The sequence below is a fragment of the Pseudomonas sp. Irchel s3h14 genome, assembly GCF_900187425.1.
In the GTDB taxonomy this organism is placed as follows: domain Bacteria; phylum Pseudomonadota; class Gammaproteobacteria; order Pseudomonadales; family Pseudomonadaceae; genus Aquipseudomonas.
Genome location: NZ_FYDJ01000006.1, coordinates 185,691 through 204,554, shown reverse-complemented (window position 1 = coordinate 204,554; position 18,864 = coordinate 185,691). Strand labels below are relative to the sequence as shown.

Genomic DNA, 18,864 nt, shown 5'->3' with positions numbered 1-18,864 from the left:
CTTGTGATAGAAATATACGCAGGTAACGTACAGAACATGGACGCTCTTTTTATCGAATTACCCGCATTTCAAAAGCACAGAAATGACTACCTGGACGACGAACTGTTTCGCAGCTTTCAACTGGAGCTGCTGAAAAACCCGGAAGCGGGCGATCTCGTGGAAGGTACGGGCGGTTTGCGCAAAGTCCGCTTCTCCGACCAGCGACGAGGCAAAGGCAAGCGCAGCGGATTACGGGTGATTTATTACTGGTGGTCAGGTTTCGATCAATTCTGGCTGTTCACGGTGTACAGCAAAAACGAGCAGGACGACCTGACGCCAGCCCAGAAAAAACTTTTCAGACAAACGCTGGATAGAGAAATCAATACGAGAACTCACTATGAAACGTGACATTTTTTCCGAACTGATGGAGGGCCTCGAAGCCTTGGCCGACGAGCGCCAAGGTAAGGTCACGCTGCGGAGCCACAAGGTCAAACTGCCAAAACTGGTACCCATCACTGCCGAGGAAGTGGTAGCCATACGCCAACAGCTCAACCTTTCCCGTTCGGTATTCGCGATGTATTTGCGTACGAATACCCGGACGCTGGAAAACTGGGAGCAAGGACGAGCGAAACCTAATGCTCAGGCGACAACGTTGATCCGGCTGGTTGAGCGCTTTCCGGAGACGGTTCAACAACTGGCGGCGCTGACCTGAAGTGCCCTCTGCGTTTTCAATGACGCCATCGCGAGCAGGCTCGCTCCCACAGGGGACCACGTTCTGTCAGAAAGAATGCGGTTCAATGTGGGAGCGAGCTTGCTCCGGGCGGCGATCCGACGAAGGCGGCGGAGCAGACACAAATGAGAACGGCACCTTACGGTGCCGTTTGCGTTTCACATTACAGACGCTTATTTACGCGCCGCCTCCCACGATTTCAGCAGTTCGGCATAGCTCACGGTTTCACCTTTAGGCTTCTCGTTCGCCAGTTTCGGCTTCGGTGCACCCGGTTGGTCCAGCCAGTACTGCGCGTCGCGCTCGGGGTTCATTTTCGGTGCGCAGGTGGCTTGCGCCTTCGAGCGTTCCAGACGGGTCATGATCGCGTCCTGATCCTTGGCCAAACCATCCAGCGCCTGTTGCGGGGTTTTCTCGCCGCTGGCGGCTTCGGCGATGTGGCTCCACCACAGTTGCGCCAAACGCGGATAGTCCGGCACGTTGGTCCCGGTCGGGGTCCATTGCACACGGGCCGGGCTGCGATAGAACTCAACCAGACCACCGAGTTTCGGTGCCAGGTCGGTCATGGCTTGCGAGTTGATGTCCGACTCGCGGATCGGCGTCAGGCCAACGATGGTTTTCTTCAGGGATATGGTTTTCGAGGTCACGAACTGCGCGTACAACCAGGCCGCCAGCCTTTGCTTTTCTGGCGTGGACTTGAGGAAGGTCCAGGAACCGGCGTCCTGATAACCGAGTTTCATGCCCTCTTCCCAATACGGACCTTTCGGCGACGGTGCCATGCGCCATTTCGGCGTGCCGTCGGCGTTCATCACCGGCAAGCCCGGTTTGGTCATGTCGGCGGTAAACGCGGTGTACCAGAAGATCTGCTGCGCGATGTTGCCTTGGGACGGCACCGGACCGGATTCGGAGAAGGTCATGCCCGCCGCTTCCGGTGGCGCATATTTCTTCAGCCAGTCGACGTATTTGGTGGTTGCATAGACCGCCGCCGGGCCGTTGGTGTCGCCGCCTCGGGTCACGCTGGAGCCGACCGGATGGCAGTCCTCGACGCGGATGCCCCACTCGTCCACCGGCAAGCCGTTGGGAATGCCCTTGTCGCCAGCACCCGCCATGGAGAACCAGGCATCGGTGAAGCGCCAGCCCAGGGACGGATCTTTCTTGCCGTAGTCCATGTGACCGTAGACGCGCTTGCCGTCGATTTCCTTGATGTCTTCACTGAAGAATTTGGCGATGTCTTCATAGGCCGACCAGTTCACCGGCACGCCCAGTTCATAGCCGTATTTTTCTTTGAATTTTGCTTTCAGATCCGCCCGCTCGAACCAGTCGGCGCGAAACCAGTAAAGGTTGGCGAACTGCTGGTCGGGCAGCTGATAGATCTTGCCGTCCGGCGCGGTGGTGAACGAGATGCCGATGAAGTCTTTGATGTCCAGGGTCGGCGAGGTATAAGCCTTACCTTCGTTGGCCATCAGGTCGGTGATCGATTCGGTTTTGCCGTAGCGAAAGTGCGTGCCAATCAGGTCCGAGTCATTGACCCAGCCGTCATAGATGTTCTTGTCCGATTGCATCTGGGTCTGCAGCTTTTCCACCACGTCGCCTTCTTGCAACAAGTCGTGGGTCAGCTTGATCCCGGTGATCTCGGTAAAGGCTTTGGCCAGCACTTTGGATTCATATTCGTGGGTCGCGATGGTTTCCGAGACCACTTTGATGCTCATTCCGCGAAACGGCTCGGACGCCTTGATGAACCACTTCAGCTCTTCGAGCTGCTGGGCTTCGGTCAGGGTGGACGGTTTGAATTCGCTGCCAATCCATTTCTTGGCGGCGTCTTCATAGGCATCCGCCCAGGCTGCAGCGCTCAACCCGCTGAGTGCCAGCATGGCTGCCAATGAAACGCTATGTCGCAGCTTATTGTTTTTGTCGAACATAGAGACCTCCTGTTTAGGTTTCGGAGCAACTTTGCCGAGCGATTCGACTAGCCCCAACGCATCACAGCCAACAGCCACACCAGGGACAACGCGAACGCCACCCAGATGCTCCAGTCGGTGACGCCGATTACCAGCAAATGCAGGTAGGCGCTGCCGAGAAGACCGATAAACAACCGATCGCCACGGGTGGTGGCAATCGGCAACAAACCACGCCGAAGGATGCTCGGCGAACGCAGTTCCCAGGTCGTCATGCCCACCAGGATCAAGGCAATGACGCTGAAGAATGCCGCCGTAGGGCCGGTCCAACTCATCCATTCCATCATCAGTTCCTCAGACCCGGCCCAGGGCAAAGCCCTTGGCCACGTGGTTGCGAACAAACCAGATCACCAGCATGCCTGGCAGGATAGTCAACACCCCCGCCGCCGCCAGCACGCCCCAGTCGATACCGGACGCCGAGACCGTGCGCGTCATCACCGCCGCAATCGGTTTGGCGTTGACCGACGTCAGCGTTCGCGCCAGCAGCAGTTCGACCCAGGAAAACATAAAGCAGAAAAACGCCGTCACACCGATCCCGGAACCAATTAGCGGAACGAAAATCTTCACGAAGAACTTGGGGAAACTGTAGCCGTCGATGTAGGCGGTTTCGTCGATTTCCTTCGGTACGCCGGACATGAAGCCCTCAAGGATCCACACCGCCAACGGCACGTTAAACAGGCAATGAGCCAACGCGACAGCGATGTGCGTATCGAACAAGCCAATCGAGGAATACAACTGGAAGAACGGCAGCAAAAACACCGCCGGTGGTGCCATGCGGTTGGTCAGGAGCCAGAAGAACAGGTGCTTGTCACCGAGGAACCGATAGCGCGAGAACGCATACGCGGCCGGCAATGCCACGCTCAGCGAAATCACCGTGTTCAGGCTCACGTAGTACAGCGAGTTGAGGTAACCGGTGTACCAGGCCGGATCGGTGAAGATCACCTTGTAGTTGGCGAAGGTGAAATCCTGCGGAAACAACGTCAGGCCACTGAGGATTTCGGTGTTGCTCTTGAAGGACATGTTCAGCAACCAGTAGATCGGCACCAGCAGGAACAGGATGTAGATCAGCAACGGAATCAGCTTTCTCTTGCTCATGGCAGACCTCAGCGGTTGGCGTCAGAGTGAGTCATGGCGGTGTAAAACAGCCAGGACACCAACAGGATGATCAGGAAGTACACCAGCGAGAAAGCCGCCGCCGGGCCGAGGTCGAACTGCCCGATCGCCATTTGCGTCAGGGTCTGACTCAAGAACGTCGTGGCATTCCCCGGACCGCCACCGGTTAGCACAAACGGCTCGGTGTAGATCATGAAACTGTCCATGAACCGCAACATCACCGCGATCAACAACACGCTCTTGAGCTTGGGCAACTGGATGTGTCGGAAAACCGCCCAGGCCGAGGCCCGATCAATCCGCGCCGCCTGGTAGTACACGTCCGGAATCGCTCGCAGACCCGAGAAACACAACAGCGCCACCAACGACGTCCAGTGCCAGACGTCCATCACCAGCACCGTGACCCAGGCGTCCATGGTGTTGGCCGCGTAGTTGTAGTTGATGCCCATGGCCTTGAGGCTGGCGCCGAGCAGACCAATGTCCGCCCGACCGAAGATCTGCCAGATCGTGCCGACCACGTTCCACGGAATCAGCAACGGAATCGCCAGGATGATCAGCACCAGCGACGACCAGCGGCCCTTGGTCGGCATGGTCAGGGCGATGGCGATGCCCAGCGGGATTTCGATCAGCAGCACACAGCCGGAGTAGATGAACTGACGCAGTAATGAGTCATGCAGGCGCGGATCGAGCAGCACTTGTCTGTACCAGTCGGCGCCGACGAAGTAGCGGCTGGACTGGTCGAAGATGTCCTGCACCGAGTAGTTGACCACCGTCATCATCGGGATCACCGCACTGAACGCCACCAGCAAAAACACTGGCAACACCAGCCACCAGGCCTTGTTGTTCTGCACCTTGTTCATGGCTACGTCTCCAAGAGATATTCGTCGGCATACACCATCAACCATTGCGCCGGAAAGCTGATGTGGGCGGTTCCCTCAGGCACTGGCTTGTCTTCGGCCAGGCGCACTTTCAAAGGAACGCCGTCGAGGTTCAGGGTCATGATCTTGTAGGTGCCAAGGTCTTCGACATGTACGACCTGTGCCTGCATCGCCTCATCAAACGGCTCGTCCCACACATGCACGAACTCCGGACGGATACCGACCTTCAGGGTTTTCCACTCGGACTCGGCAACGCGTTTCTGCTGAGCATCGGACAGCGGCAAATGTGTCGAGGCGAAACCGACACCACCCGGTTGTGGCTGTACCTCGATCAGGTTCATCCCCGGACTGCCGATGAAATAGCCGACAAAGGTGTGGCTCGGCCGCTCGAACAGTTCTCGCGGCGTGCCGAATTGCACAATCTGCCCGCCGTACATCACCGCAATCTTGTCGGCGAAGGTCGAGGCTTCGAGCTGATCGTGGGTGACGTAGACCATGGTGATGTTGAACTGCTCGTGGATCTGCTTGAGCTTGCGTCGCAATTTCCACTTCAGGTGCGGGTCGATCACGGTCAGCGGTTCATCGAACAGGATCGCTGACACGTCATCGCGCACCAGCCCACGGCCCATGGAGACTTTCTGCTTTTCATCGGCGGTGAGGTTGCGCGCCTTCTTGCTCAGCAGCGTCTGGAGGTCGAGGACTTCGGCGATTTCCTGCACCTTGCTGTGAATTTTCGCCTCGGCCATGCCCTGATTGCGCAGCGGGAAGGCCAGGTTGTCGAACACCGTCATGGTGTCGTAGACCACCGGAAACTGGAAAACCTGGGCGATGTTGCGCTTCTCCGGGGTCAAGTCGTTGACCACTTTGCTGTCGAACAGCACCTGACCCTGGGACGGACTGAGCAGCCCGGAAATGATGTTGAGCAAGGTCGACTTGCCGCAGCCTGAAGGCCCGAGCAAGGCATAGGCGCCGCCCTGCTCCCAGACGTGGTCCATCTCGCGGATCGCGTAATCCTCGGGGCCGGTCGGCGTGCGGGTGTAACTGTGGGCAAGGTGCTGCAAACGGATTTCGGCCATCAGGCAACCCTCGCGATACGGCGACCGGGCGCCTGGACCAGCCGCCCCTGCGTATCGAAGACAAACAGTTTATGGGTCGGGATATAGATGCGAATCGGCGCATCGACGTCGTATTCGTGAACGCCGGGCAAGTGCAGCACCAACAGGAAATGTTCGTTGCGCACGTGCAGGAAGGTTTCCGAACCGCTGATCTCGGCCACCTCGACGGTCACCGCCAGTTCCAGGTCATCGTCGTTGCTCGGCACCAGCGAAATATGGCTGGGCCGTACGCCAAAGCGGAACTCGCCCTCGCCCACCGGCCGCAGATCGACGTTCAGCGGGAAGTGCACGAAATTGGCGAAGCTGACTTCGTTGCCGGCAATGCGTCCCGGCATCAGATTGATCGGCGGCTCGGAGAACAGCTCTGCGGCCAGCACGGTTTGCGGCTGGTGATACACCTCGGAAGACTTGCCGCTCTGAATAACCCGACCTTCGTGAAGAATGGTGGTGGTGCCGCCCAGCGCCAGGGCTTCGTTGGGTTCGGTGGTGGCGTAGATGGCGATGGTGTGGTGAGCCTTGAACAGCTCGCGCATTTCCTGACGCAGTTCTTCACGCAGCTTGTAGTCGAGGTTCACCAGCGGTTCGTCGAACAGGATCAGCTCGGCATCCTTGACCAGCGCCCGGGCCATCGCCGTGCGTTGTTGCTGACCACCGGAGAGTTCAAGCGGATGGCGCTGGAGGAATTTCTCGATGCGCAACATCTTCGCGGTTTCCAGCACTTTGCTCTGGATCAGCTCATTGGAAACACCGCCCTGGCGCAAGGGCGAGGCGATGTTCTCGAACACCGTCATGGTCGGGTAGTTGATGAACTGCTGATAGACCATCGACACATTGCGCAAACGCACCGGGCGCTGGGTGACGTCGACGCCGTTCATCAGGATGCGGCCGCTGTCGGGCTTGTCCAGACCGGCCATCAAGCGCATGAGACTGGTTTTGCCGGACAGCGTGCGCCCGAGCAAAACGTTGAAGGATCCGGCTTCGAAACTAAGGCACGCATCGTCGATCCAGGTCTGGCCCTCGACGGTGCGGCTGACGTGCTCCAGGGTTAATGACATGGCTCGGCCTTTTTATTATTGGAGTCAAGCGACCGGAGCTACAGAGCGACATTCGTGCCAGAAAATGCAAGCCGTTGATCCGGCTTGAGAATCTTGCAAATGGAAGAAAAACCGCGTTCATTGCTGAACAGAAATGAACAACCGCGACTGAACAATTGAACAATCCGGCGGTTGACAATGAACAATAGTGAACAACACTCTACGGATGCTTTTACTGCGGGAAATTCTGAATCGCGCACGCCCTTGTAGCAGCTGGCGAAGCCTGCGTTCGGCGACGCAGTCGTCGTGATATCAGGCGGCGCGGTGTATCAGGATGACCGCGCAAACAGGTTTCACGACGACTGCGTCGCCGAACGCAGGCTTCGCCAGCTGCTACATGAATCGCGTTACTCATAACAAAAATAATAATGATCAGAGATCGATTGCCATGGCCGCACCCGCCTTGCCGCTCTCCCACGACGCCATCATCCAGGACTCCTGGTCCCGTTGCCGCGCGTTCGGCCTCAATCATCAGAGCGCCCCGGCGTTCGACCAGCTGCCGGCAGAGGGCATTGCGCAATTGCTGGAGAGCCAGCACTCACTGGTGCAAACCACTCACCAGGAAGTCCTGCCGTATTACGAGAACATCCTCAGCAACTCCAACTGCCTGATCATGCTCGCCGACAATCAGGGCCAGGTGCTGACGTCCTGGGGCACCCAGCGTTTTATCGAGCCGAACCTGACCCGCGGTTTCAGCGCCGGCGCCAGCTGGATGGAACGCTGCAGCGGCACCAATGCAATCGGCACCGCCCTGGCCTGCGAGCAGGCGGTGCACATCGAGCACGATGAACATTTCCTCAAGGCCAACCGATTCATGACCGGTTCTGCCGCACCGATTTTCGATGCCGAGCGCAAGGTCATCGCGGTGCTGGATGTGTCCAGCGACAGTTACCTGCCGCCGTCCCACACCCTCGGCATGGTCAAGATGATGAGTCAGACCGTGGAAAACCGGCTGATCCTCAACCTGTTCCATGGCCAGCATTTCCAGTTGACCTTCAACACCGGACTGAACAACCTCGACAGCCAATGGGCCGGGCTGCTGATCTTTGATGAAACCGGTCAGGTGCTGTCCGCCAACCGCCGGGCCGACAATCTGCTGGGCATCAGCCTGTCGCGGGTCAGTGTCGAAAGTCTGTTCAAAGTCTCACTGCTGGAGTTGCTGAACCAGCCGGACGGCCTGCCGTTTGCCCTGCAAGCCTCGGGGCGTAACCGCTTTCAATGCCTGCTGAAACGGCCAAAACAAGCGCCGATTCAAGCCCGAGTGTTTGCTGAACCCACGGTGCCGGCGCCCACAGCGATCAGCCTCAATACCCTGCATTTTGGCGACAGCCGCGTGGAAAAAGCCGTGCGTCAGGCCGAGCGGTTGCTGGAAAAAGACATTCCGTTGTTGATCCACGGCGAAACCGGGGTCGGCAAGGAAGTCTTCGTCAAAGCCCTGCATCAGGCCAGCTCACGCAGCAAACAACCGTTCATTGCGGTCAACTGTGCAGCGATCCCCGCCGAATTGGTGGAATCCGAATTATTTGGCTATGAGAAAGGCGCATTCACCGGTGCCAACCAGAAAGGCAGCATCGGGCTGATCCGCAAGGCTGACAAAGGCACCCTGTTCCTTGATGAAATCGGTGATATGCCGTTGCCGACTCAGGCTCGACTGCTGCGAGTGTTGCAGGAGCGCTGCGTGCAACCGGTGGGCAGCAGCGAGTTGTTCCCGGTGGATATACGGATTATTTCGGCGACCAACCGCTCGTTGCGCGAGCAGGTTCAGTTGGGGCGGTTTCGTGAGGATTTGTATTACCGGATTGGTGGTTTGACCCTGGAACTGCCTCCTCTGCGCGAACGCAGTGACAAGGAAGCACTGTTCAAACGCCTGTGGGAGCAACACCGCGAGCCGAGCCAATGGGCCGGCTTGAGCAGAGAGGTATTGGAGTTGTTTGGGCGTCATCCGTGGCCGGGGAATTTAAGGCAGGTCAGCAGCGTGATGCAGGTAGCGTTGGCCATGGCCGAGGAGCAACCGGTGCGGCCGGAGCATTTGCCGGATGATTTTTTTGTTGATCTGGAGATGGAGCCGGTGGGGGTGGCGGAGCCGTTGGCGGTGGATTTGAATGATGCCGAGGATTTGAATCGGCAGTTGCAGGCGGCCGGGGGGAATATCTCCCATTTGGCCCGCAGGCTTGGGGTTAGCCGAAATACCCTTTATAAACGATTGCGCCAGACAGGCGACTGATCGTTCCCACGCTCCGCGTGGGAATGCCTCAACGGACGCTCCGCGTTCGGCTCTGGAAGGGACGCGGAGCGTCCCGGGCTGCATTCCCACGCAGAGCGTGGGAACGATCAATCAGTGAGGCAAACAAAAACCCGCACAAGGCGGGTTTTGTTTTGTAGCCAATCAAGCAATCAGTCAGCCAGACGCCAGGTCGTCCCACCCTTCCCGTCTTCCAGCACCACGCCCATGGCGGTGAGCTGGTCGCGGATGCGGTCGGATTCGGCCCAGTCTTTACCAGCACGAGCGGCCAGACGCGCGGCAATCAGCGCATCAACCTCAGCCGCATCAACCCGCCCTTCGGCGCCGGCCTGCAGGAAGTCATCCGCTTCGAGCTGCAACACACCCAGCACACTCGCCAACTCCTTCAAGCGCGCCGCCAGACCCGCCGCCGCATCGAGATCACTATCGCGCAGACGGTTGATCTCACGAACCATCTCGAACAGCACAGCACAGGCTTCCGGCGTACCAAAGTCGTCGTTCATCACCTGAGTGAAACGCTCGACAAAGGCTTCGCCACCGGCCGGTGCCACGCTCGGCAGGCCTTTCAACGCATGGTAGAAACGCTCGAGTGCGCCTTTGGCGTCCTTGAGGTTGTCTTCCGAGTAGTTGATCGCACTGCGGTAGTGGCTCGACACCAGCAGGTAACGCACGACTTCCGGGTGGTACTTTTCCAGCACGTCGCGAATGGTGAAGAAGTTGTTCAAGGACTTGGACATCTTCTCGCCATTGATGCGAATCATGCCGCAATGCATCCACGCGTTGGCGTAGGTCTTGCCGGTGGCCGCTTCGCTCTGGGCGATTTCGTTTTCGTGGTGCGGGAACTCGAGGTCGCTGCCGCCGCCATGAATGTCGAAGGTCTCGCCGAGGCAGCAGGTGGACATCACCGAGCACTCGATGTGCCAGCCCGGACGACCATCGCCCCAAGGCGAAGGCCAGCTCGGCTCGCCCGGCTTGGCGCCTTTCCACAGCACGAAGTCCAGCGGATCTTGCTTGGACTCGTCGACTTCGATCCGCGCACCGATGCGCAGGTCTTCGATTTTCTTGCGCGACAGCTTGCCGTAGCCCATGAACTTGGCGACACGGTAATACACGTCGCCATTGCCCGGGGCGTAGGCGTAGCCCTTGTCAATCAAGGTCTGGATCATCGCGTGCATGCCGGGGATATGCCCGGTAGCGCGCGGTTCCATGTCCGGCTTCTTGATGTTCAGGCGCGCTTCGTCTTCGTGCATCGCCGCGATCATGCGCTCGGTCAAGGCTTCGAACGACTCGCCGTTCTCCTTGGCCCGATTGATGATCTTGTCGTCGATGTCGGTGATGTTGCGCACGTAAGTCAGGTCGTAGCCGCTGAACCGCAACCAGCGGGTCACCAGGTCGAACGCGACCATGCTGCGGCCATGGCCCAGGTGGCAGTAGTCGTACACGGTCATCCCGCAGACGTACATGCGCACCTTGTTGCCATCCAAGGGTTTGAAGACTTCTTTGCTCTTGGTGAGCGTGTTGTAGATCGAAAGCACGTTAGAGGTTCCTTGAATCACTGGCCCCACGAATCACGCAAGGTCACGGTACGGTTGAACACCGGATGACCGGGTTTCGAGTCCTTGATATCCGCGCAGAAGTAACCTTCGCGCTCGAACTGGAAACGGTCTTCCGGCTGTGCATTGCCCAGCGAAGGCTCGGCACGACAACCGGTGAGGACTTGCAGCGAGTCAGGGTTGATGTTGTCCAGGAAACTGGCGCTGTCTTCAGCCTTCTCAGGGTTGGCCGAACGGAACAGGCGGTCGTACAGACGTACTTCGCACTCGACGCTGGCAGCGGCCGGCACCCAGTGAACCACGCCTTTGACCTTGCGGCCTTCAGGGTTCTTGCCCAGGGTTTCCGGGTCATACGAGCAACGCAGTTCGACGATGTTGCCATCGGCGTCCTTGATCGCTTCGTCAGCGCGAATCACATAGCTGCCGCGCAGACGCACTTCGCCAGCAGGTTCCAGGCGTTTGTAGCCTTTTGGCGGCTCTTCCATGAAGTCTTCACGGTCGATGTAGATCTCACGGGCGAACGGCAGAACGCGCACGCCCATGTCTTCTTTCGGGTGGCACGCCAGTTCGAGGTTCTCGACCTGGCCTTCCGGGTAGTTGGTGATCACGACTTTCAGCGGGCGCAGCACGCACATGGCACGCGGGGCGCTGTGGTCGAGGTCGTCACGGATGCTGAATTCGAGCATGCCGAAGTCGACCACGCCGTCGGAACGGTTGGTGCCGATCATTTCGCAGAAGTTGCGGATCGATTTCGGCGTGTAACCACGGCGGCGGAAGCCGGACAGCGTGGACATGCGCGGGTCGTCCCAGCCATGAACGTGCTTTTCATCGACCAGTTGCTTGAGCTTGCGCTTGCTGGTGATCGTGTAGTTCAGGTTCAGACGGCTGAATTCGTACTGACGCGGTTGCGCCGGTACGGGCAGGTTCTCGAGGAACCACTCGTACAGCGGACGATGGCTTTCGAACTCCAGGGTGCAGATCGAGTGAGTGATGCCTTCGATGGCATCCGACTGACCGTGGGTGAAGTCGTAGTTCGGGTAGATGCACCACTTGTCACCAGTCTGGTGGTGGTGAGCGTGACGGATGCGATACATGATCGGGTCGCGCAGGTTCATGTTCGGCGAGGCCATGTCGATCTTGGCCCGCAACACGCGTGCGCCATCCTTGAATTCACCGGCCTTCATGCGGGCGAACCAGTCGAGGTTTTCTTCCACGGAACGATCGCGGAACGGGCTGTTCTTGCCCGGTTCGGTCAGGCTGCCACGGTATTCCTTGGCCTGTTCAGGGCTCAGGTCATCGACGTAGGCCTTGCCGGCCTTGATCAGTTCAACGGCCCAATCGTGCAACTGGTCGAAATACTGCGAGGCGTAGCGCACTTCACCGGACCATTCGAAGCCCAGCCATTTGACGTCGCTTTCGATCGCGTCGATGTATTCCTGGTCTTCCTTGGCCGGGTTGGTGTCGTCGAAACGCAGGTGCGTGACGCCACCAAATTCCTGGGCCAGACCGAAGTTCACGCAAATCGACTTGGCGTGACCGATGTGCAGGTAGCCGTTGGGCTCAGGCGGGAAACGGGTGACGATCTGCGTGTGCTTACCCGAGTCCAGGTCCGCCTGGATGATCGGGCGCAGGAAATTGACCGGCACGGCAGGGCCGGTCTTGGAATTCGAGGTAGGGTCGACAGTGGGCTTGCTCATAGGATCCTTGAACGTACAAGTGCGCGGCCAGTTGGCCAAATCAAAGCGGCGGTTAAAACAAAGGGGCTTATCATAGCCGATGCCGTCAAGTCGCTGACAGCGCAGGGCAAAAAACGGCTGCATTTAATCGGATGCAAATGAAAAACAGCCTCGAAATTCGCGCTTGGCACGCTAAACTGCGCATCTTGGCCAAAATTGGCCGGACCGGTTGAGGGCTTCAACGCCCCGAAACCCACGAATTCCCAGAAAACGCTTTTTTTAAAAAGAGTCCCCGATCATGACCCAAGTCAAACTGACCACCAACCATGGCGACATCGTCCTGGAACTGAACGCTGAAAAAGCCCCGATCACCGTGGCCAACTTCATCGAGTACGTCAAAGCCGGTCACTACGAAAACACCGTTTTCCACCGCGTCATCGGTAACTTCATGATCCAGGGCGGCGGTTTCGAGCCAGGCATGAAAGAAAAGAAAGACAAGCGCTCAAGCATCCAGAACGAAGCCGACAACGGCCTGCCGAACGAGAAGTACACCGTTGCCATGGCCCGCACCATGGAGCCGCATTCGGCTTCCGCCCAGTTTTTCATCAACGTGGCTGACAACAGCTTCCTGAACCACAGCGCCAAGACCACTCAGGGCTGGGGCTACGCCGTATTCGCCAAAGTCGTTGAAGGCACCGACGTAGTGGACAAGATCAAAGGTGTTTCCACCACCATGAAATCCGGCCACCAGGACGTACCAGCAGAAGACGTGATCATCGAGAAAGCCGAGATCATTGAGTGATACTGCTGATTTCAGACTTGCATCTGGAAGAGGAGCGCCCGGACATCAGCCGGGCGTTTCTGGATTTGCTCGCCGGACGCGCCCGCTCGGCGAGTGCGTTGTACATCCTGGGCGACTTTTTCGAGGCGTGGATTGGCGACGATGCCATGACGCCCTTTCAGCGTTCCATCTGCCAGGCCCTGCGCGAACTCAGCGACAGCGGCACGGCCATTTTTCTGATGCACGGCAATCGCGACTTCATGCTCGGCCAGGCCTTCTGCAAACAGGCCGGCTGCACATTGCTGAAAGACCCGAGTGTCGTGCAGTTTTACGGCGAGCCGGTGCTATTGATGCACGGCGACAGCCTCTGCACCCGCGACGAAGCCTATATGAAGCTGCGTCGCTATCTGCGTAATCCGATCACCCTGTTCATCCTGCGGCACTTGCCTTTGCGCACCCGGCATAAGCTGGCGCGCAAGCTGCGCAGTGAAAGCCGTGCGCAGACGCGGATGAAGGCCAATGACATTGTGGATGTCACGCCGGAAGAAGTGCCGCGAATCATGCAGGCATTTGGCGTGAAGACCTTGATCCATGGGCATACCCATCGCCCGGCCATTCACAAATTGCAGATTGGCGAGCAGGCGGCCAAACGGATTGTGTTGGGGGATTGGGATCGTCAGGGGTGGGCGTTGCAGGTGGATGAGAATGGGTTTGCGTTGGCACCGTTCGACTTCGCCCCGCCGCCACAGCTCGCAGCACCTGCGAACTGACTACCGAACACAAAACCCTTGTGGGAGCGGGCTTGCTCGCGAAGGCGGATTAGCATTCAACATCTTAGTTGACTGTTACACCGCATTCGCGAGCAAGCCCGCTCCCACATTGGTTCTTCACCTGACTCTAGTGGCCGGAGGCAGCCGGCCCCGCCTTCGCCGCAAACGGCGGTTTCGCCAGCCACACCAGCACAATCAAGCCCATGAATGCCCAGCCCAGCAATGTGAAGTAATCCACGGTGGAGAGCATGTACGCCTGACTGGTCAGCACATGATCCAGTTGCGCATACGCCGGATTGCTCGCCCCGCCCAGGCTGTTCAGCGCCTCGCGGGTCGCCGGCTCATAGGTGCTGATGCTTTCGCTCATATAGGCGTGGTGCTGATCGGCCCGGCGAATCCAGATCCAGGTCGTCAGCGACGCCGCAAAACTACCGCCCAACGTCCGCAGGAACGTCGCCAGGCCCGCGCCGTCGGCGATCTGGCTCGGTGGCAGGTCCGACATCAGAATGCTCAAGGTCGGCATGAAGAACAGCGCCACGCCAATCCCCATGAACAGCTGCACCAGAGCGATGTGCTGGAAGTCCACTTCGTTGGTAAACCCGGCACGCATGAAGCAGCTCAGGCCAATCGCCAGGAACGCCAGGCCGGCCAACAGCCGCAGGTCGAACTTGTGTGCGTACTTGCCGACAAACGGCGACATCAACACCGGCAGAATCCCGATCGGCGCCACCGCCAGACCCGCCCACGTGGCGGTATAGCCCATCTGGGTTTGCAGCCATTGCGGCAGAATCAGGTTGATCCCGAAGAACCCGGCGTAACCCAACACCAGCACAATCGTGCCGATCCGGAAGTTGCGGTAAGCGAACAGCCGCAGGTTGACCACCGGGTGTTTGTCGGTCATTTCCCAGATCACGAACACCGCCAGCGCTATCACTGAAATGGCCGCGCCGATGAGGATGAAGTTCGACTCGAACCAGTCCAGGTCATTGCCCTTGTCGAGGATCACCTGCAAGGCGCCGACGCCAATGATCAGCGTGATCAAACCGACGTAATCCATCGGCTGGTAGCTGGTTTCCACCGGCCGCGCCTTGAGTTGCTGGCGCACCACCATCACCGCGAAAACACCGATCGGCACGTTGATGAAGAAGATCCACGGCCAGCTATAGCTGTCGGTAATCCAGCCGCCGAGGATGGGACCGGCAATCGGCGCCACCACCGTGACCATCGCCAGCAACGCCAGGGCCATGCCGCGCCTGGCGGGCGGATAGACGGCAATCAGCAGCGTTTGAGTCATAGGGTACAGCGGACCTGCCACCAGACCTTGAAGCACCCGAAAGCCAATCAGCTCCGGCATCGAGGTCGAGATACCGCACAGAAACGAGGCCAGCACGAACAGGATCGTCGCCCAGAGAAACAGCTTCACCTCGCCGAAGCGCCGACTGAGCCAACCGGTCAGCGGCAGCGCGATGGCGTTGCTCACGGCGAACGAGGTAATCACCCAAGTGCCCTGCTCCGAACTCACGCCCAGGTTGCCGGAAATCGTCGGCAGCGCCACGTTGGCGATGGTGGTGTCGAGCACTTGCATGAAGGTCGCCAGCGACAGGCCGATGGTGCTGAGCAGCAGGCTGGGCGGCGTAAAAGACGCGTTATTGCTCATCGCGAATCCTTTGAAACTGGGCTGTCGCGACACCTTTTAACGGGCGTCGCTGAGGGATTGGCGAATCAGCGTTGAACGGTTTTGCTGACCGCAGCGCTGTTGTCGTGGATCAACTGAGTGATCATCGCGTCGGCCTCGGCCAACTGACGGTCATAGACGTTGGTGCTGAACGAGGCCTTTTGCGGCGGTTGTTGCGCCAGCACCGGGCCGCTCTGGTCACGCAGGTTCACATCGACCTGGGTCGACAGGCCGACCCGCAACGGGTGCTTGGCCAGTTCTTCGGCGTTGATGTGAATCCGCACCGGCACCCGCTGGACGATCTTGATCCAGTTGCCGGTGGCGTTCTGTGCCGGCAGCAAGGCAAACGCGCTGCCGGTGCCAGCGCCGAGGCTGTCGATGGTGCCGCTGAACTTCACGTCGCTGCCGTACAGGTCGGCTTCGATGTCCACTGGCTGCCCGATGCGCATGTCACGCAGCTGGGTTTCCTTGAAGTTGGCGTCGATCCACAGCTGATCCAGCGGAATGACCGCCATCAATGCGGTGCCCGGCTGGACGCGTTGGCCCAGTTGTACCGAGCGCTTGGCCACGTAACCGGTCACCGGCGCGATCAAGGTGCTGCGGGAGTTGTTCAAGTAAGCCTGACGCAATTGCGCGGCAGCGGACATCACGTCCGGGTGCGACGACACCACGGTGTCATCGACCAGCGCACTGGTGGTTTTCAGTTGCTGTTTGGCGTTGGCCAAGGCGTTTTGCGCCGAGGTCAGGTCGTCGCGAGCGTGGGACAGTTCTTCCTGGGAAATCGCGCCGCCAGCGGCGAGGTTTTTCCGGCGATTGAAGTTGTCCTGAGCCTTTTGCACTTCAGCCTGTTGGGCGTTGACCTGGGCTTTCATGCCGTCGACGTTGCTGTACAAGCCGCGAACCTGACGCACCGTGCGGGCCAGATTGGCCTGGGCACTTTGCAGACCGACTTCGGCGTCGTTCGGGTCGAAGTTGATCAGCACCTGACCTTCGTGAACCAGGTCGCCGTCGTCGGCACCGATGCTGACCACCGTGCCGGTGACCAACGGAGTGATTTCCACCACGTTGCCGTTCACATAGGCATCGTCGGTGCTTTCGTTCCAGCGCCCGTAGAATTCGTGATAACCCCAGACGCCGACACCCGCGAGGACTACCACGATAGCCAGAACGACCAGCATGACTTTGCGTTTGCGCGGATTGCTCGTGTCTTGAGCGTTGTCAGGGGTTTGTGTTGTTGAATCGGCAGTGGCCATGACAAGTACCTTGAATTAGTTGTGCTGCGTGGCTGGGGTTGCGTTGGCTGCGGTCAGGGTTTCGCCCTGGAAGCCGCCGCCCAGCGCCTGCATCAGTTGGATCGACAGGTCGATCTGCTCGGCATTCAGGTTGGCCAGCTGACGCTGGGCCTGGAGCAATTGCTGCTCGATGCTGAGCACGTCCAGGTAATTCCCGATGCCGGAACCGTACCGCTGGACCACGGTGTTGTAAGAATCCTGGGCAATGTCGGTGGCGTGCTGCTGAGCCCCGATCTGCCGGCCGATATCGCGCAACTGGTTGAGGGTGTCGCTGACATCACCCAGGGCTTTCACCAGGCTTTTGTTGTACTGCGCCACGGCGAGGTCGTAATCGGCGTCGCGGGAATCGAGGTCGGCGCGCAGGCGGCCACCGTCGAAAATCGGCACAGAAATGGTCGGCGCGATGTTGAAGAAACGACTGGCCGAACCGAACATCGCATCGCCCAGCAACGACTCGGCTCCGGCCGCGGCGCTCAGGTTGAGGTTGGGGTAGAAGCGGGTTTTTCCGGCGTCGATGTTCTTGCTCGCGGCCTCGACCCGCCAACGGGCGGCCACCAGGTCTGGACGACGACCGAGCAACTCGGCCGGCAGCACCGTTGGCAACGCGACGGCACTGGCCTGAAGGATTTTCGGCCGGGCGATTTCGTTGCCGCGATCCGGGCCTTTACCGAGCAAGACGGCCAAGGCGATTTTCGCGCTTTGCAGGCGTTTTTCGGCGTCGATCAGGCTGGCTTCGGACGTGGCTTCCAGACTCTCGGTTTGCTGGAACTGGTATTGACTGTCGATCCCGGAACTCAGGCGGCGCTGGCTCAGATCGAGCATTTGTTTGGTGCGTTTGAGGTCTTCCTGCGCCAGGTCGTGAACGATATGCGCCTGCCCCAGATCGCTATAAGCGCGGGCAACGTCGGCGGATAACGTCAGTTGCGCCGCTTGCTGATCGACTTCGGCAGCGCGGGCCTGGCCCAATGCGGCTTCCCAGGCGTCACGCTGACCGCCCCAGAGGTCGAAGTTGTAATTGAAACTGGCACTGATGTTACGCACGGTGGAGTATGCATCGCCCTCGCCTCTCGGGTCCTGATCCCGGGCCAGACGCGAACGGCTGACGCCAGCGCTGGCATCGAGGGTGGGCATGCGTGCGGCATCTGCTGCATAAGCGGCGGCGCTGGCCTGGTGGGCGCGGGCGTCTGCGATTTGCATGTCGGGGCTGTCGTGCAGGGCCTCGCGGATCAGGCCATCGAGCTGTGGGTCGCCGAGGCTTTTCCACCAGTCGCTTTTCGGCCAGGCCGCGGGCGACAGGGTCACGCCGCTAAGGGATTGCCCGGCCTTGAGGTTTTTCGCATCGAGGCTGACGCCTTCAGTGGTCAGGCCGCTGTAGCTGGCACAACCGGCCAGGGTCATGGCCGCCAGCACCAGACTCAAGCCGGTACGCAGGGTTTTACTGCTCATTTGCCACCTACCCGCAGCAGGGTGATCGAGTCACCGGCTGCCACCAAAATCTTCTTCAGGATCTGTTCGAGGGTCTGCAACTCCTCTGGGGTGATCGCGCCAGCCAGTTCATTCATCGCGTCGGCGCCGATCTCCGGCAGGCGGTCAGTCAACCGCTGGCCTTGTTCGGTCAGCACCAGCTGAACCTGACGGCGATCCGCTTCGGAGCGTTGGCGGGCGAGGAAGCCTTTCTGTTCCAGACGGTCGAGCATGCGGGTCATCGATCCGCTATCCAGCGACAGGTGACGGCACAGCTCGGCCGGGGTATCGACGCCGAACTGGGCCATGATGATCAGCACTTTGAACTGCGCGGCGGTGATGCCGTGGGGTTCCATATGCGTGTCGATGATCCGGTCCTTGAGCAACGCAGCGCGCCCGAGCAGGAGGCCGAGATGGCAAGTGTGGAATGCGTCCGGGGTGAAATGTTTCATCTGGCCACCAATTAGCTGCCTAGGCAGAGAATGTATGTCGAGATGTTACTGCCTAGACAGTGAATGTCAACGCAATAGTTAGGTTGCTTGCTATTTAGTTG

The 18,864-nt window shown here is 59.2% G+C and carries 17 protein-coding genes; 5 read left to right on the top strand and 12 right to left on the bottom strand.

The genetic code is table 11. From position 1 onward, the window contains the following. Positions 1 to 36 precede the first annotated feature (36 nt). Both CKW16_RS14485 and CKW16_RS14480 read left to right on the top strand, forming a co-directional pair. The gene (locus tag CKW16_RS14485; protein ID WP_095128979.1) at positions 37 to 387 is read left to right on the top strand and encodes a toxin; all 351 of its coding nucleotides are present in this window, start codon (positions 37 to 39) and stop codon (positions 385 to 387) included. Continuing rightward, positions 377 to 691: a DNA-binding transcriptional regulator gene (locus tag CKW16_RS14480; protein WP_095128978.1), complete on the top strand. Its 315-nt coding sequence runs from the start codon at positions 377 to 379 to the stop codon at positions 689 to 691. The genes CKW16_RS14485 and CKW16_RS14480 overlap by 11 nt, the downstream gene beginning before the upstream one ends. A gap of 191 nt (positions 692 to 882) precedes the next feature. On the opposite strand, the gene CKW16_RS14475 is transcribed toward CKW16_RS14480, so the two are convergent. Genes CKW16_RS14475 through CKW16_RS14450 form a run of 6 tightly spaced genes read right to left on the bottom strand, consistent with a single transcriptional unit; the run spans position 883 to position 6,819 of the window. Further along, complete coding sequence (locus CKW16_RS14475) at positions 883 to 2,625, bottom strand: ABC transporter substrate-binding protein (RefSeq protein WP_095128977.1); 1,743 nt, start codon at positions 2,623 to 2,625, stop codon at positions 883 to 885. Between the two features lie 47 nt (positions 2,626 to 2,672). After that, positions 2,673 to 2,945 (bottom strand): DUF2160 domain-containing protein, encoded by a 273-nt coding sequence (locus CKW16_RS14470; RefSeq protein ID WP_008146061.1) that lies wholly within the window; start codon positions 2,943 to 2,945, stop codon positions 2,673 to 2,675. Positions 2,946 to 2,955: 10 nt separating this feature from the next. Beyond that, positions 2,956 to 3,756 (bottom strand): carbohydrate ABC transporter permease, encoded by an 801-nt coding sequence (locus tag CKW16_RS14465; protein ID WP_017339615.1) that lies wholly within the window; start codon positions 3,754 to 3,756, stop codon positions 2,956 to 2,958. An 8-nt stretch (positions 3,757 to 3,764) separates the two neighbouring features. Then, the gene (locus CKW16_RS14460; protein WP_074878246.1) at positions 3,765 to 4,631 is read right to left on the bottom strand and encodes a carbohydrate ABC transporter permease; all 867 of its coding nucleotides are present in this window, start codon (positions 4,629 to 4,631) and stop codon (positions 3,765 to 3,767) included. A 2-nt stretch (positions 4,632 to 4,633) separates the two neighbouring features. Beyond that, on the bottom strand, positions 4,634 to 5,725 hold the full coding sequence (locus CKW16_RS14455) for an ABC transporter ATP-binding protein (protein ID WP_095128976.1): 1,092 nt from the start codon (positions 5,723 to 5,725) through the stop codon (positions 4,634 to 4,636). Then, the gene (locus CKW16_RS14450; protein WP_008146067.1) at positions 5,725 to 6,819 is read right to left on the bottom strand and encodes an ABC transporter ATP-binding protein; all 1,095 of its coding nucleotides are present in this window, start codon (positions 6,817 to 6,819) and stop codon (positions 5,725 to 5,727) included. The genes CKW16_RS14455 and CKW16_RS14450 overlap by 1 nt, the downstream gene beginning before the upstream one ends. A gap of 427 nt (positions 6,820 to 7,246) precedes the next feature. Between CKW16_RS14450 and CKW16_RS14445 the strand changes: the two genes are divergently transcribed. Continuing rightward, positions 7,247 to 9,082 (top strand): sigma-54-dependent Fis family transcriptional regulator, encoded by a 1,836-nt coding sequence (locus CKW16_RS14445; RefSeq protein WP_095128975.1) that lies wholly within the window; start codon positions 7,247 to 7,249, stop codon positions 9,080 to 9,082. Positions 9,083 to 9,252: 170 nt separating this feature from the next. Here the strand turns inward: CKW16_RS14445 and cysS are convergent, their stop codons facing one another. Together cysS and CKW16_RS14435 are read right to left on the bottom strand one after the other, a co-directional pair. Beyond that, positions 9,253 to 10,635 carry a cysteine--tRNA ligase gene (gene cysS, locus CKW16_RS14440; RefSeq protein ID WP_095128974.1) on the bottom strand — a complete coding sequence of 461 codons (1,383 nt, stop codon included), beginning with the start codon at positions 10,633 to 10,635 and terminating at the stop codon, positions 9,253 to 9,255. Positions 10,636 to 10,652: 17 nt separating this feature from the next. Continuing rightward, positions 10,653 to 12,350: a glutamine--tRNA ligase/YqeY domain fusion protein gene (locus CKW16_RS14435; protein ID WP_095129097.1), complete on the bottom strand. Its 1,698-nt coding sequence runs from the start codon at positions 12,348 to 12,350 to the stop codon at positions 10,653 to 10,655. A gap of 277 nt (positions 12,351 to 12,627) precedes the next feature. On the opposite strand from CKW16_RS14435, the gene CKW16_RS14430 reads away from it, so the two are divergent. Next, a complete protein-coding gene (locus CKW16_RS14430) occupies positions 12,628 to 13,131 on the top strand; it encodes a peptidylprolyl isomerase (RefSeq protein WP_095128973.1) in 504 nt (167 codons plus the stop codon). Then, complete coding sequence (gene lpxH, locus CKW16_RS14425) at positions 13,128 to 13,880, top strand: UDP-2,3-diacylglucosamine diphosphatase (RefSeq protein ID WP_095128972.1); 753 nt, start codon at positions 13,128 to 13,130, stop codon at positions 13,878 to 13,880. Before CKW16_RS14430 ends, lpxH begins: the two co-directional genes overlap by 4 nt. A gap of 127 nt (positions 13,881 to 14,007) precedes the next feature. Here lpxH and CKW16_RS14420 read toward each other — a convergent pair whose 3' ends face one another. From CKW16_RS14420 to CKW16_RS14405, 4 genes are all read right to left on the bottom strand, one after another. Then, positions 14,008 to 15,537 (bottom strand): DHA2 family efflux MFS transporter permease subunit, encoded by a 1,530-nt coding sequence (locus CKW16_RS14420; RefSeq protein WP_095128971.1) that lies wholly within the window; start codon positions 15,535 to 15,537, stop codon positions 14,008 to 14,010. Between the two features lie 65 nt (positions 15,538 to 15,602). Next, the gene (locus CKW16_RS14415) at positions 15,603 to 16,808 is read right to left on the bottom strand and encodes an efflux RND transporter periplasmic adaptor subunit (RefSeq protein ID WP_095128970.1); all 1,206 of its coding nucleotides are present in this window, start codon (positions 16,806 to 16,808) and stop codon (positions 15,603 to 15,605) included. 15 nt (positions 16,809 to 16,823) lie between these two features. Further along, the gene (locus CKW16_RS14410) at positions 16,824 to 18,293 is read right to left on the bottom strand and encodes an efflux transporter outer membrane subunit (protein ID WP_095128969.1); all 1,470 of its coding nucleotides are present in this window, start codon (positions 18,291 to 18,293) and stop codon (positions 16,824 to 16,826) included. After that, positions 18,290 to 18,763 (bottom strand): MarR family winged helix-turn-helix transcriptional regulator, encoded by a 474-nt coding sequence (locus CKW16_RS14405; protein ID WP_095128968.1) that lies wholly within the window; start codon positions 18,761 to 18,763, stop codon positions 18,290 to 18,292. The genes CKW16_RS14410 and CKW16_RS14405 overlap by 4 nt, the downstream gene beginning before the upstream one ends. Positions 18,764 to 18,864 lie beyond the last annotated feature (101 nt).